The sequence below is a fragment of the Pantoea cypripedii genome, assembly GCF_011395035.1.
In the GTDB taxonomy this organism is placed as follows: Bacteria; Pseudomonadota; Gammaproteobacteria; order Enterobacterales; family Enterobacteriaceae; genus Pantoea; species Pantoea cypripedii_A.
In genome coordinates this window covers 1,547,995-1,562,711 of the sequence record NZ_CP024768.1, presented here as the reverse complement: position 1 = coordinate 1,562,711, position 14,717 = coordinate 1,547,995, and the positions used below count along the sequence as shown (strand labels likewise).

Sequence of the window (14,717 nt, the reverse complement as noted above, 5' to 3'; positions counted from 1 at the left end):
TATTTCGCGTGAAACAGGCCCTGCAGGGTCAATGCCGGTCCCTCAGGGCGACCGGCATTGTTTTTTGTAGCATCACTCTTTTCCTGACGTCTGCCTGCGAGCGCTCCTGACAATCGCCGCCTGGAGTTCCCCGGCGGATACCGCGCTGATAAATACCGAGGTATTCTCCTCTACAGCCCGCTGTAACGGCATCACGATCACCGTGGGCAGGTTGCCCAACTTAAGTTTGTTCGCCAGTTGCGAATTATTTTCCAGTACGCGTCGGGCTTTGGTGACGGCAGACTGCGAAGGAACCGCAACCTGCAATTCTCTCACCACATATGCAATATCTTCTGCCTGCAGATGCTCTTTGAACATCGACTGATAATAACGCAACCACTCCCCCGCCCCCTGTTGCTGCCACAGAGCAACGCCAATCGCCAATGCGGTTTCCGATGACGCCCATCCTTCTCCGGGCATCGGCCAGTCCCGGAACACAAAACGCACCTGTGGATTGTCACGCATCATCTGCATAATGACGGTGGACATGGCGCCACAGGGAACGCAGCGATAATCATAAAAACTAATCACGACTACCGCAGCGTCGGGCGGGCCGATTTGCGGCGCGTCATGACTGACCAGCAAGGTCTGGTGCAATGCAATCACTTTTCGTTTTAGCTGCAGGAGGGTCTCGTTGCGTTGTCGCTGACGTTGTTGCAGCATCTGGTCGAGAATTTCAGGATGCGCCAGCAGATAGTCACGCGAAATCGTGCCGATTTGTTGCCGTTGTTCAGGCGTGAAGGCAGGCGCTGTGACGGCAAACGCCGGTAAGATCACCAGCGTGAACAGGGCAGTGAGCATGATGTTGCGCGGCATAACTCACCTTTTTATTTCGGCCCGGTGGCATCTGGCGTGATGTTGCGGAGCAACACCACATATCGGGTTCCCATGACTTTCCCTTCGCCCAGCCAGGTTTCATCGTAAAGATTCAGCCTCGTATTACCATTGGCGAAAGTATAAAAAAAGCCGTTTTCCGTCTGGTTACCCACAAAGTCGGCCAGCACGAAATTGCCATTCAGGGTGCGCCGAATAAAATCCGCAGACTGGCTGACAAAATCGCGGCGCAGCACGCTCTTACAGCTGTCGAGACTGGTAAAAACCTCTCCCTGATGCGCAGCCAGTAGCCCCGCCAGCATATTGACCGTCACCACCGCCAGCGGCGTCAGGCGCAGGAGTTTAGGGGCGAGCTGCGGGTCATCAGGTTTGCTCTCCGCCCCCTCAATCAGCGCTTCTTCGGTAAAAAAGGTCGAGGCGATAAAGGCGGCGCAGGCGGTGGTCAGGTCGGCCTTACTGGCGCTGGCCAGATAGCTAAACCCGCTGTCCTGAGAGGCCAGTTGCTTCACCTCAATCCCTTTGCTGGTGAAAAAGGTATCGAATTTATCCAGACTCTGCTTACCGCTGACATACAGGCAGACCTGATCCATGATGATTTTATTGCGTTTACCGCCAAATAACGGCACCAGTGACGTAATGACCTGCTGCGTAATCGGCAGGGATGACACTTCAATATCATGCGCATCCGCACCCGCCGAAATCTGGTCACTGCCCAGTAAACTCAGGGCGATCACCACCGCTCCTCTGCCTAGCCATCTGTTCATGTTGTATCTTCTTCTGCCGGTGATACCGCATTACCATTGATAACCAATGCCCACGGAAACCCCGAAATCGCTTTCGCTGTTACCGGACCCTTGTAGTTTGGTGATCCATTTGCCGTTACCGGAAATCGCCGAAACACCAATGGCGAGAGAGGCTTTATCGTCATACCCGGCCACCGAGACCCCCACCAGACTTGACGACGGCTCCCAGGCTTGTGGCAATCCAGCCATCGCCATAGCGGAAGCGACGCCTGCGGTCAGTTTGTTATCTAAGCGATCGACCCGGTTATTGATGTTGCGAAATGACTGGTTGTTGGCGGCCTGCACCTGATCCAGCTGATACACGTTAACGGCGTCGGTGTCATTCACGCCAGGCGCAACGTTGGTAATACGTCGTTCGTTACCGGGAGATCCCACCGAAACGGTATTGGCCTCACTGGCGATGGAGTTGGCGCCCAGCGCCACGGAATTGCTGGCGGTTGCGCTGCTAAAGGCACCCATTGCCACGCTATTATCGCCAGACGCGACCGCGCCATTGCCGACTACGGTACTGTTGGCTCCGCTGGCGAAGGTATCATTGCCCAGCGTGGTGCTGTTGACCCCGGTGCTACGTGCGTTGCTACCCACAGCTGCAGCGTTGCTGCCACTGGCCGTGGCGATACCTGTCGCGTTCACGGCCAGCTGTTTCGTGTTGCCCTGCTGAAGCTCTAACGCTTTGATTTGTCCGACCGTCACCGCATCGCTGTCGTTAACCCCCGCGCTGAGCCCGGTCAGAACACGGGTGCCTTCGTCACCGGCGACGTTCACGGTACTGCCACCGGTGCCCTGGGCAATATCCACTTCGCTGCTGGTGGTTGCCTGAGTCACCAGTTTTTCACCAGAATTATTAATGTTCTGATACAGATCGACGATGTTATTGGTGTTTTGTATCACCTGCTGATCGACAGCAAAGAGCTGGCTGCCGTTAACTGCCTCGGTACTTTGCGCTGACAGCGCACCCGCCGCCACACCGGTCAGTTTGCGATTCCCATTGGTACCAGCAAAGGTCACCTCATTACCGCCGGTCGTGGCGGCGACCGTGACAACACTGGCGTTGGACGCCTGCTGAACCAGACCAATGCTGCCGTTGTTAATGTTATTCGCCAGGTTAACGATGTTATTGGTGTTGCTGGTCGTCGCACTATCAAGGGTGCCGAGCGCATCACCGACGTTGGTTTTGATACTGCCCTGAATGTTGTAGCTCGGGTTGGTCAGATTGCCGTTACTCCCTACCGTCGCCCCGCCGCCCAACGCGCTGGCGATATTCTGGTTGGCGCTATAAAGCTGGGAACCGTTAATGGCCTGGGTACTGCCCGACGCGATGCTGCCAGGTGCCACGCCTGAAAGGGTGCGGCTCCCGGCTGTCCCGGTAAAATCAACCTGAGTGCCGTCGGTGGCGGCCCCTACGGTGATGGGCGCACCCGCTGCCGACTGCCGCACCAGACCGATGCCGCTGGAATTGATGGTGGTGGACAGCGTGTTAATCGCTTCGTTGCTGGCAAACAGCTGGGAGCCGTTCACCCCGTCGGTGCTGTCGCTGCTGAGCCGCCCGGCCGCCACGTTGGTCAGGGTGCGCTCGCTGCCCGGTGCGCCGATGCTGACGGTGCTGGCAGGTGCTCCACCGGCGAAGTTATGGCTGACCCCGGCAATCATGGCAGATGTCGTCGTCACCGCGGCCGCGGTAACGGAGTTCGCGCCCAGCGCCACATCCCCGGCGTTGGCGGCGGTAGCACTGGTGCCGATCGCCACGGCATCGTTGCCGCTGACGGCCGGTAGCGTGCCTGTGGAATTGGCGCGGAAGTAGCGGCTGCCATTGTTCGTCAGATCATTCACCGAAGTGCTGAGGCTGCTGACGTTACCGTTAGTGGCAAACAGCTGGCTGCCGTTGACCGCGTCGGTGCTGTCTGCCGCAAGCCCGCCGGCAGCAACACCGGTCAGCTTACGCGTCCCCCCGCCGGAGGCGGAAAACGACACTTCACCGCCGTCAGCTTCCCCGCCAACAGTTATCACCCGGCTGGTCGCATCCTGTTTCACCAGCCCGATGCCGCCGGAACTGATGGTGGTGGACAGCGTGTTAATCGCTTCATTGCTGGCAAACAGCTGGGAGCCGTTTACTCCGTCGGTGCTGTCGCTGCTGAGTCGCCCGGCCGCCACATTGGTCAGGGTGCGTTCGCTGCCCGGTGCGCCAATGCTGACGGTGCTGACAGGTGCTCCTCCGGCGAAGTTGTGGGTGACTCCCGCGATGGTGGCTGAAGTTGTGGCGACCACCGGATCGGTGACGGAGTTCGCGCCCAGCGCCACATCCCCGGTATTAGCGGCGGTGGTATTGGTGCCGAGGGCTATCGCATCCTGAGCCGTGGCGGTGGCACCGGTGCCAACCGCTGCGGAATCGTCGCCGGTCGACGTTGCCGCAGCGCCAACGGCGATGGCATTAGTACCACTGGCAGCGGAGTCAAGGTCTGTCGAGTTGGTGTGGAAATACTTCGTCCCCTGATTCGTCAGATTAGTGATCGAGTTATTGGTATCAAACAGCTGGCCGCCGTTCACCGCCTGCGTGCTGCCCGACGCGATGGTGCCGTTGGCGACACCAGCCAGAGTGCGTGCCCCGGCGGTCCCGGTAAAATTCACCTGCGTGCCATCCGTAGCGGCGCCCACGGTGATGGGTGCACCCGCTGCCGACTGCCGCACCAGCCCGATACCGCCCGCGTTAATCGTCGTAGACAGCGTATCAATCGCCTGGTTGCTGGCAAACAGCTGCGAGCCGTTCACCGCATCGGTGCTGGTGTCGCTGAGCTGCCCGGCGGCCACGTTGGTCAGGGTGCGCTCGCTGTCCACCGCGCCGATGCTCACCGTGCTGGCCGGGGCATCACCGGCAAAATGATAAACCGTGCCCGCGATGGCCGCTGACGGCGTGGCCACTGCCGCCGCCGTGACAGAGTTCGCCCCCAGCGCCACATCACCGGCATTGCCCGCTGAGGCCGAGTTACCAATGGCAATCGCATCCGCGCTGCTGGCGCTGGCACCGGTGCCAACCGCTACCGCATCGGCACCGGTTGCAGCCGAGTCAGCCCCCGTTGAGTTGGCGTGGAAATACTTCGTCCCCTGATTCGTCAGATTAGTGATCGAGTTATTGGTATCAAACAGCTGGCCACCGTTCACCGCCTGCGTGCTGCCCGAGGCAACCGTGCCGTTTGCCACGCCGGTCAGGGTGCGCGCCCCGGCGGTCCCGGTAAAATCAACCTGCGTGCCATCCGTAGCCGCGCCCACGGTTATCGGTGCACCCGCTGCCGACTGCCGCACCAGACCGATGCCGCCCGCGTTAATCGTCGTGGACAGCGTATCAATCGCTTCATTGCTGGCAAACAGCTGCGAACCGTTCACCGCATCGGTGCTGGTGTCGCTGAGCTGCCCGGCGGCCACGTTGGTCAGGGTGCGCTCGCTGTCCACCGCCCCGATGCTCACCGTGCTGGCCGGAGCATCACCGGCAAAACGGTAAGTCGTGCCCGCGATGGTCGCTGACGGCGTGGCCACCGCCGCCGCCGTGACGGAGTTCGCCCCCAGCGCCACATCCCCGGCGTTGCCTGCTGAAGCGACGTTGCCGATGGCAATTGCATCCCTGGCGGATGCGCTGGCACCGGTGCCAACCGCCACCGCATCAGCACCGGTTGCAGCCGAGTCGGCCCCCGTTGAGTTGGCATGGAAGTAGTTGGTGCCTTTCGTGGTCAGGTTGTTCACCGTGTTACCGAGGCTGGTGACGTTGCTGTTGGTGGCACCGAGTCCGCTGTTCAGCGCGGTCAGTGCGCTGCCGACGTTGTTAAAGGGCGTGCCGGAGAGGCCGGTTAACGCATACGACGGCGCGGTGACTGAACCGTCGGTGGTGCTGACCCCCGCCCCGCCGCCGAGATACGCGGCCTGGTTCTGGTTACCCGTATACAGCTGGCCGCCGTTCACCGCCTGCGTGCTGCCCGAGGCGACGGAGCCGTTCGCCACGCCGATCAGCGTGCGCGCCCGGGCCGTCCCGGTAAAATCCACCTGGCTGCCATCCGTCGCCGCGCCCACGGTTATCGGTGCACCCGCCGCCGACTGCCGCACCAGACCAATGCCGCCAGAACTGATGTTGTTATAAATTGAATCAATCGCCTGGTTGCTGGCAAACAGCTGGGAACCGTTCACCGCGTCGGTGCTGTCGGCATTAAGCCGTCCGGCCGCCACATTGGTCAGGGTGCGTTCGCTGCCCGGCGCGCCGATGCTGACGGTGCTGGCTGGTGCTCCTCCGGCGAAGTTGTAGCTGACTCCCGCGATGGTGGATGAAGTCGTGGCGACCACCGGATCGGTGACGGAGTTGGCACCCAGCGCCACATCCCCGGCACTGGCGGCAGTGGTATTGGTGCCGAGGGCCATCGCATCCTGAGCAGTGGCGGTGGCCCCGGTGCCAATCGCTGCCGCATCGGCGCCGGTCGCCGTTGCCGCTGTGCCGACAGCAATGGCATTGGTGCCGCTGGCCGCTGAGTCAAGGTCCGTCGAGTTGGTGTGGAAGTACTTCGTGCCGTTGTTGATCAGGTTGTTGACGGTGCTGTTGGCATTAAACAGCTGGCCGCCGTTGACCGCATCGGTGCTGCCCGACGCGATGGTGCCATTAGACACGCCAGTCAGCTTGCGGGTGCCTCCGCCGGTGGCAGCAAACGACACTTCACCGCCATCGGTTTCCCCACCGACGGTTATCACCCGGCTGGTCGTATCCTGCTTCACCAGACCAATCCCGCCGGAATTGATGCTGGTATAAATCGAATCAATCGCCTGGTTGCTGGCAAACAGCTGGGAACCGTTCGCCGCGTCGGTGCTGTCGCTGGCAAGCCGCCCGGCCGCCACGTTAGTCAGGGTGCGCTCGCTGCCCGACGCGCCGATGCTGACGGTGCTGGTGGGCGCCCTTCCAGCAAAGGTATGCGTTGCCCCAGCAAGTGAAACAGAGGTGGTTGACACAGCTGCTGCGGTGACGGAGCCGGCGCCCAACGCCACCGCACCGATGTTGGCGGCGGTAGCGCTGCTGCCAATCGCCACAGCATCGGCACCCGTTGCCGCCGAGTCGGTACCCGTCGAGTTGGCATGGAAATAGTTGGTGCCTTTGGTGGTCAGGTTGGTGATACTTGTATTGGCAGTACCCAGGCTGGTATTCAGCGCGGCAAGCGCATCGCCGACGTTACTAAAGGGGCTATTGGTGAGGCCCGCTAACGCGTACGACGGGGCAGCGATGCTGACAATGTTGCCCGTCGCCGAACTTACCACCGCTCCGCCACCCAGCGCAGTGGCCAGGCCAGATCCGATGGCAAACAGTTGATCACCGTTCACCCCCTCCTTACTGCCACTGGCGACAGCACCATTACTGACGCCAAGCAATCTGCGGGTCAGGCTATTAGAATTTGTAAAGTTTACCGTGAGGGTACCGGTATCCGCACCAACGGTGACCCCCGTTGGCCCTGTAACTTTCACCATTCCCACATCCCCGACATCAAGCGCGTGCAATGCATCGTTGACTGTGGTGTAGGTTTTGCCTGTAAGGGTATAAGTTGGCCCTGTAACGGCACCCGTCGAGCTATTGAGCGTTGCCCCTCCACCTAAAGCAGTGACCACCGGTGATAGCTGACCGACGTTAACGGCATCAGTACCCGCCGTACCTGGTGCCAGTGAGGTGATTTTCTTGCTGGAGAGGCTCAGACCATTGGTCGTATTAACGGTGGCCGAAGCGCCATTGAATGTGAACGCATCACTGTTAAATGTGATTGCGTTTTTCTCAACGATAATCTGGCTGGATCCTGCCACATACGTTTTGCTGATACCGCCGAATGAAAATCCGGCAGAAGAAGTGCCCGCCCAGGAAATACCCGTGGCATTGTTGTTAATGCCTGACATATAGCCGAAATTATCACCGCTTACCGCTGTTACTGCCGATGACCAGGGCGCACATAATAAGCGCGTGGTCCCATCATTCATACAATAGTTATTGGCATTCCCCACAGCAGGACCTTGTACACCGACAAAAGCTAAATTGTTATTAATCGCATAGGTGTCAGTCGCCTGCGACGCCATGATAACCAGCAGCACAATGCTCTTAGCCACTGTCCCGGCACCATTTTTCGCCAGCTCACTCACCACGACCATGCAGCGCTGGGCAACGCTCCATATCGTTTTATAGATTCTGTTCATGACCCAACCCCATTGATGCCGCAGCATCAGGCAAGCCGTTTGTTTCTACATTAGTGACATCAACCTACAATAGATAAATATTGAGAATAATAACCCACGCTTCGCTTAATTTGCGGAATTTTATTGGTAATATTTGACTAATTATGGATTGCCTTAATATTTACTGCCAGAAAGGGAGGAAAAATTTTCGCACACCCATCAGCCAGGCAAGCGCCGAAAATGATCAACAATACCCGTCCGTTAACACCGTCCCCTGCGGAAAATAATGATCCTTCAGTGCGTCAGACTTCGTATCCCGCAGGGCGGATTTTTCATGAAAGCGCGCTTTTGTTATGCTGCTGAAAAATTTCGCCGTAACAAGGGAGTGATGTTGCATGGTTTATGATCTGATTGTGGTAGGCAGTGGTTCCGTTGGCGCGGCAGCAGGGTTCTACGCCACCCAGGCGGGCCTATCGGTACTCATGATCGACAGCGCCCACCCACCCCATTCTCAGGGCACCCATCATGGTGAAACACGCTTAATCCGTCACGCTTACGGTGAAGGTGAACGTTATGTTCCGCTGGTGCTGCGCGCGCAAACATTATGGGACGAACTGGAAAGCCAGAGCGGGGAACGCATCATGCACCGCAGTGGTATTCTCAATCTTGCCCCCATCTCTTCCACTTTTATTCAGAACGTCATCGACAGCGCCCGCGCCTGGAAGCTGGATGTGCAAATTCTGCAGGCAGACGAAGTGCGCAAACGCTGGCCTCAGTTCACCGTGCCAGACGGTTATATTGGCGTGTTCGAACCCCATTCCGGTTTTCTTAAATGCGAACAGGCAGTGCGTAGCTGGGTGCAGCTGGCAGAACAGGCAGGGTGTGCCCAACTGTTCAACTGCCCGGTGACACAAATCGGTCGGGATGGCGACCTGCAACAGGTCACCACCAGCGAGGGTGAGTTTCGTGCACGCAAACTGCTGATCAGCGCCGGTACCTGGGTCAGCCATCTGGTGGCGGATTTACCCGTTACGCCAGTGCGCAAAGTGTTTGCCTGGTATCAGGCTGATGGTCGTTACAGTGAGAACAACAAATTTCCTGGCTTTACCGTGGAGATGAATGACGGCAGCCATTTCTACGGCTTTCCGGCAGACAATAACGCACTCAAGGTAGGACGTCATGATGGTGGTCAAATCATGCAGACCCCTGCCGATCGCAAACCTTTTGGTAGCGTCGCCGCCGATGGCAGTGAAGCTTTCAGCTTTTTACGTCAGTTTCTCCCGGGTATCGGCGTATGTTTACATGGTGAAGCCTGCAGCTACGACAATACGCCTGATGAAGACTTCATCATTGATACTCTGCCTGATGAACCCAACCGTTTAATCATTACCGGTTTAAGCGGACATGGTTTTAAATTTTCCAGCGTGCTGGGTGAACTGGCCAGTGAATTTGCGCAAGACAAACCGCTTTCCTTTGATATTACCCCCTTCTCGCTGACACGTTTTTCCTGATCAACCGAGGTCGCCGCTGCTACGGCGGCGGCCAGACTGACATAAGCTGACAAAAATTTAATCTTCGCGCCGGATAAAAGCGCAAAAGGTGTAGTAATTACGCCAGTCCCTTTCATCCAGTCAGTTCAGGGAGATGTTATTCAATATTTCTGAGTGGCAGACATTAATAACGTCATAATTCCCGAACAGTTATTTCTTTATTTATAGAAAAGTAAGTCTGATTGATCTTCTATTTCAAAGTATGGATTCTCATTGCTACTTATTTCTGATTTGAGATTTCAGAAGATGTGGCGTAATTCTCCACTGCGGTTTGGTGCCGTCTCCATTTTATTACACTGGCTAATGGCTCTGGCCATCTATGGCATGTTTGTGCTCGGATTATGGATGGTCGGGCTGGGTTACTACGACGGCTGGTATCATACCGCACCCGAAATTCATAAAAGCATTGGCATCCTGTTGTTCTGCGCCCTGCTGATTCGTCTGGCATGGCGTTTTCTGTCACCACCGCCCGCCCCCCTGAGCAGTTATTCCACCCCGGTGCGCCTCACGGCGATTGCTGCACACTGGCTGTTATATGCCCTGCTGCTGACCATTCTGCTGAGCGGTTATTTGATTTCCACCGCGGATGGCAAACCGATTTCTTTTTTTGGCTGGTTTGAGGTGCCCGCATTGCTGGCAGGTGCCGCTGCACAGGCGGACACCGCCGGCGATATTCATCTCTGGCTGGCCTGGACGGTGGTCGTGCTTTCCGTAGTGCACGGACTGGCTGCCCTCAAACACCATTTTATTGACCGTGATATCACGCTGAAAAGGATGCTGGGTTGCCGCATCCCGTTAACCTCTGAAAAGGAAAAGTAACATGCTTAAGAAAACACGACTGGCGCTATCGGGTGCCGGTTTACTGGTCGCCAGTCTGTCGGCCAACGCCGCCGAGTACCAATTTGATAAGCAAGGCCAGCATGCTTTCGTGCAGTTCCGAATTCAGCATCTCGGCTACAGCTGGCTGTACGGCAGCTTTAAAGATTTCGATGGCAGCTTTACCTTTGATGAGGGTAATCCGGCGGCTGATAAGGTCAATGTCACCATCAATACCAACAGCCTCGATACCAACCATGCCGAACGCGATAAACATCTGCGCAGCGCTGATTTTCTCAACACCGGCAAGTTTCCGCAGGCCACCTTTGCCTCCACCGCCGTCAGCAAACAGGGCAAAGAGTATAAAATTACCGGCGACCTGACTCTGAATGGTGTGACGAAACCCGTCACGCTGGATGCCCGTTTAATCGGTGAAGGTAAAGATCCCTGGGGTGGTTATCGTGCCGGATTCGAAGCCAGCGGGGAGATTGTGTTGAAAGAGTTTAATATCAGCAAAGACTTAGGTCCTGCTGCGCAAAAAGCCGAATTGATTATTTCTGTCGAGGGTGTGCGTCAGTAATACGCGGGCAGCCTGCACCAGTGCAGGCTGCCACCGGATTATTTCTTCTCCGGCACCGGAATCGCCATGGTCATATTCAGCAAACCACGTGATTTGTTGAAGACCTTGTTGCCGTTTTCGCGCCCGGCGCGACGAGCACGTTGCTCTTCAGGCGACAACTTTGACTCTTCCATACAAACCGGGCTGCAGCAATTGTGGAATTTTTCCGCACAGCTCGGGCACTGAATAAACAGCAGATGGCAGCCATCATTGACGCAGTTGGTATGAGTATCACAAGGCACACCACACTGGTGGCAGTGAGATAACACATCATCAGAGATACGCTCGCCCATACGCTCATCAAAGACAAAATTTTTGCCTTTGAAACGCACCGGTAATCCCTGCTCGCGTGCGCGGCGGGTGTATTCAATGATGCCGCCCTCGATGTGATAAACATCATCGAAGCCGTTGTGCTTCATCCATGCACTGGCCTTTTCACAGCGAATGCCGCCGGTGCAGTACATGACGATCTTTTTATCTTTCTGATCTTTCAGCATATCAACCGCCATCGGCAGCTGATCGCGGAAGGTATCCGCAGGCACTTCCAGCGCATTATCGAAATGCCCCACTTCAAACTCATAGTGGTTACGCATATCGACAAAAACGGCGTCCGGATCGTCCAGCATGGCGTTAACATCGGCCGCTTTCAGATAGTTACCCACCGCACTGGCATCAAAACTGCTATCGTCAATACCATCCGCCACAATGCGATCGCGCACTTTCAGACGCAATACCCAGAAAGATTTGCCATCATCATCCAGCGCAATATTCATACGCAGATTATTCAGCGCCGGATTGAAACCATACAGAAACGCTTTCATGCTTTCATACTGGCTGGCGGGCACGCTGATTTGCGCGTTAATACCTTCGTGGGCGACGTAAACGCGGCCAAACACCTTGAGTTGGGTTAAGCCAATATATAAAGCATCACGGAACGCCTGAGGATCGGCAATCTGGAAATATTTGTAAAAAGAGACCGTAGTGCGCGGCTCGGTTTCAGCCAACATGCGCGCCTTCAGCTCTTTATTGGAAACAAGGTTATGTAACACTGGCATGGTGTTCGTTCCTGTTATCAATCGGGAAAAATGAGCGCGCACATGATACCTGAATTCATCACGATGCAAAGCCTTTGCTGTGAATATCCCCTGACAGTGACCCGCGACGCAAAACTGCACGGTAATTATATTTTAATGCGCTTGCCAGATTTCTCTTACCTGCTGGAGGTCTATGCTTGATTTCAGTCAGAGAGAAAAAATGGCACAATAGCGACAAATAACAGGAACCGGTACCTCTGGTACAAGACGCAGGATACTGACATTTCAATGACTCAACTTCCCCAATTTTCCCGTGAACTCCTCCATCCGCGCTACTGGCTTACCTGGCTGGGCATCGGCATTCTCTATTTACTGGTGCTGCTGCCTTACCCGGTTTTGTATGTTATTGGTTGTGGTTTAGGTCGTATTGCCATGCGCTTCCTGAAACGTCGCGTCAAAATCGCGCAGCGTAATCTGGAGCTTTGCTTTCCCGATATGCCGGTCAGTGAACGTGATGCCATGGTGAAACACAATTTCGAATCCGTTGGCATGGGCCTGATCGAGACCGGCATCGCCTGGTTCTGGCCAGACTGGCGTATTCGCAAATGGGTAAGCTGTAGCGGGCTGGAACATATCGACTCTTCTCTGGCCGCCGGTCGCGGCATTCTTTTGATCGGTATGCATTTTCTTACCCTGGAACTCGGCGCGCGCGTCTTTGGTATGCATAACCCAGGCATTGGCGTGTACCGGCCGAATGACAACAAATTACTCGACTGGCTGCAAACCTGGGGTCGGATGCGTTCCAATAAAAGCATGCTGGACCGCAAAGATCTGAAAGGCATGATCCGTGCGATGAAAAACAACGACATTATCTGGTATGCACCGGACCACGATTATGGCCCGCGCAGCAGTGTTTTCGCGCCATTTTTCGCCGTTAAGGATGCCGCCACCACCACCGGCACGCATATGTTAATCCGCCTGGGGAATCCCAGCGTGGTGCCGTTTCTGGTACAGCGCCTGCCCAACCGTCGTGGTTACGAGATGAAGATCATGCCGGATATCCGTGACAAATTCTCGCTGGAAAATGAACTCGACACCGCCATTAGCATGAACAAGGTGGTTGAGGAAAGCGTGTTGCTGGCCCCGGAACAATACATGTGGCTGCATCGTCGTTTCAAAACGCGCCCGGAAGGTGAACCTTCACGCTATTAATGTGAAGCGGGACACCGTGCGTGTCCCGCTTCGCCTGTAATCAAATTTGCCTTAATTCATGATATTATCCGCCAATATCCGGCGAAAACTGTACCAATCTGAATTAAAGCTCACGCATATTCTTAGGCCATTTTAATCTGGAGTCAGCGCGCACAAAAAACAGAAAATCATGTCCTCTGGTGAAGCCTGGTGACAAATAATAAACGCAATTCCCTTCATATCATGGATTTATTCCTCAGCCACTAAAGAAAATCTTACCGATTACACCAGACCTCTGCGGATCTGAATTTTTCTGATTCCAGGCATATTCCTATTTAATATTGTTGAATTCTTTGAGTTCGCTAATCAATACAGAAAAATTAACTTAATTTACAAGGTATTATCTTAACAGATAGCTTACTTATTCCGTTTCTAAAAAAGATACGCATTACTTATACCTTTCTGGAATTTGTTCACAAAATCGATTCCAGTTAGTTTCATTTATGAGAGTTAGTTCAATAACTGCTCAAGAAAAATAAAAAGATTACACACAGCAAACCGCAGGAACCCATAATATGAATAAAGGCATCTACTATTATGTGACGGTCAGTACCGATCAGGATAATTATCACCTGTTACACCGCAAAGAGTGTAAACGTCTGCCGGAAAAGGAAGATATGGTCTTTATCGGTACACTTTACAATTTAAATCAGGCTTTATCGATTGCACGTATTAATTTTAAAAAGGTGAAACCCTGTATTAAATGCTGTATTCGCTACTCTGCTCCTGTTATTCGTGAATCTGTGCGTCCTGTGCTGCATTTTCCCCAGAAAATGCACTGACCCGTCCGGGCGGATGTTTCACCTCATCCGTCCGGACGTTATTCCTCACAACTCCCGCTGATTTTTCGTCTATCCTTCTCTGAAATCCCTATTCAACAGGCAAGGAGATTGCGATGAGCATGTTTACCACTTTAGAAGAAGCCATCGAAGCAGCACGTGAGGAGTTTCTCGCCAGCCAGCCGGGGCTGGATGCGGAAGATGCAGCCGTCAGCCAGTTTGCCCTGCAAAAATATGTCATGCAGGATGGCGATATCATGTGGCAGGCCGAATTCTTTGCTGATGAAGATGAGCAAGGGGAATGCCTGCCCATCCGCAGTGGTGAAGCTGCACAGGCGATTTTTGACGGTGACTTCGAAGAAATCGAGTTACGCCAGGAGTGGCAGTCGGAAAATACCCTGCACGAATGGGATGAAGGTGAATTTCAGCTTGAACCGCCGGAGGACACCGAAGAAGGTGAAGCCGCAGCGGCCGAGTGGGACGATGATAACAGTGATTCTGACCGCTGGGCGTAGAGGTTATTCGTAAGGACCGTGATGGGCATCCACCGGTAATAACAGCGTGTCCATCACCAATGACAGCGGCAGATCAAGGATGGTCAGCATACGCCATGCGCCATCACGCACATCCCACTGCACTCCGGGGTAGTATTGATTACCGTGTCCCTGGCCGGGCACGGTACGACTGATGATGCTGCCACAGCCACTAAGCAACATGATGGCGGCACTGACGACAGTTAATTTCAGGAAACGATTCACAACAATTACTCACAATGGACTGGCGTTATTTTAGCCGTCAGTGCGGGTGAATAACTA

At 55.1% G+C, this 14,717-nt stretch carries 11 protein-coding genes; 6 read left to right on the top strand and 5 right to left on the bottom strand.

All coding sequences use genetic code 11. The annotated features are described in order from the left end of the window. Positions 1-72: 72 nt before the first annotated feature. The 3 genes from CUN67_RS07205 to CUN67_RS07195 are packed head-to-tail and all read right to left on the bottom strand — an operon-like array spanning position 73 to position 7,874. Positions 73-855 carry a thioredoxin domain-containing protein gene (locus CUN67_RS07205; protein ID WP_208714616.1) on the bottom strand — a complete coding sequence of 261 codons (783 nt, stop codon included), beginning with the start codon at positions 853-855 and terminating at the stop codon, positions 73-75. An 11-nt stretch (positions 856-866) separates the two neighbouring features. Next, positions 867-1,637, bottom strand: coding sequence for a hypothetical protein (locus tag CUN67_RS07200; protein ID WP_208714615.1), 771 nt, complete (start codon positions 1,635-1,637; stop codon positions 867-869). Positions 1,638-1,667: 30 nt separating this feature from the next. Next, positions 1,668-7,874: a YadA-like family protein gene (locus tag CUN67_RS07195; RefSeq protein WP_208714614.1), complete on the bottom strand. Its 6,207-nt coding sequence runs from the start codon at positions 7,872-7,874 to the stop codon at positions 1,668-1,670. Between the two features lie 374 nt (positions 7,875-8,248). Here CUN67_RS07195 and solA point away from each other — a divergent pair, with 374 nt between their 5' ends. The 3 genes from solA to CUN67_RS07180 all read left to right on the top strand — a co-directional run bounded on the left by solA (position 8,249) and on the right by CUN67_RS07180 (position 10,799). Then, entirely contained in the window at positions 8,249-9,364 is a 1,116-nt protein-coding gene (gene solA / locus CUN67_RS07190; RefSeq protein ID WP_208714613.1) for an N-methyl-L-tryptophan oxidase, read from the top strand. A 285-nt stretch (positions 9,365-9,649) separates the two neighbouring features. After that, positions 9,650-10,222, top strand: coding sequence for a cytochrome b (locus tag CUN67_RS07185; RefSeq protein WP_208714612.1), 573 nt, complete (start codon positions 9,650-9,652; stop codon positions 10,220-10,222). A 1-nt stretch (position 10,223) separates the two neighbouring features. Further along, positions 10,224-10,799, top strand: a complete 576-nt coding sequence (locus tag CUN67_RS07180) for a YceI family protein (RefSeq protein ID WP_208714611.1) — start codon at positions 10,224-10,226, stop codon at positions 10,797-10,799. Between the two features lie 38 nt (positions 10,800-10,837). On the opposite strand, the gene trhO is transcribed toward CUN67_RS07180, so the two are convergent. Continuing rightward, on the bottom strand, positions 10,838-11,893 hold the full coding sequence (gene trhO, locus CUN67_RS07175) for an oxygen-dependent tRNA uridine(34) hydroxylase TrhO (RefSeq protein ID WP_208714610.1): 1,056 nt from the start codon (positions 11,891-11,893) through the stop codon (positions 10,838-10,840). A gap of 267 nt (positions 11,894-12,160) precedes the next feature. Between trhO and CUN67_RS07170 the strand changes: the two genes are divergently transcribed. The 3 genes from CUN67_RS07170 (at position 12,161) to CUN67_RS07160 (ending at position 14,417) form a co-directional block, all read left to right on the top strand. Next, a complete protein-coding gene (locus CUN67_RS07170; RefSeq protein WP_208714609.1) occupies positions 12,161-13,084 on the top strand; it encodes a Kdo(2)-lipid IV(A) acyltransferase in 924 nt (307 codons plus the stop codon). A 554-nt stretch (positions 13,085-13,638) separates the two neighbouring features. Then, the gene (locus CUN67_RS07165) at positions 13,639-13,905 is read left to right on the top strand and encodes a hypothetical protein (protein ID WP_021186040.1); all 267 of its coding nucleotides are present in this window, start codon (positions 13,639-13,641) and stop codon (positions 13,903-13,905) included. A 113-nt stretch (positions 13,906-14,018) separates the two neighbouring features. Continuing rightward, complete coding sequence (locus CUN67_RS07160) at positions 14,019-14,417, top strand: MysB family protein (protein WP_208714608.1); 399 nt, start codon at positions 14,019-14,021, stop codon at positions 14,415-14,417. Between the two features lie 3 nt (positions 14,418-14,420). Here CUN67_RS07160 and CUN67_RS07155 read toward each other — a convergent pair whose 3' ends face one another. Further along, positions 14,421-14,648: a YceK/YidQ family lipoprotein gene (locus tag CUN67_RS07155; protein ID WP_208717095.1), complete on the bottom strand. Its 228-nt coding sequence runs from the start codon at positions 14,646-14,648 to the stop codon at positions 14,421-14,423. Positions 14,649-14,717 lie beyond the last annotated feature (69 nt).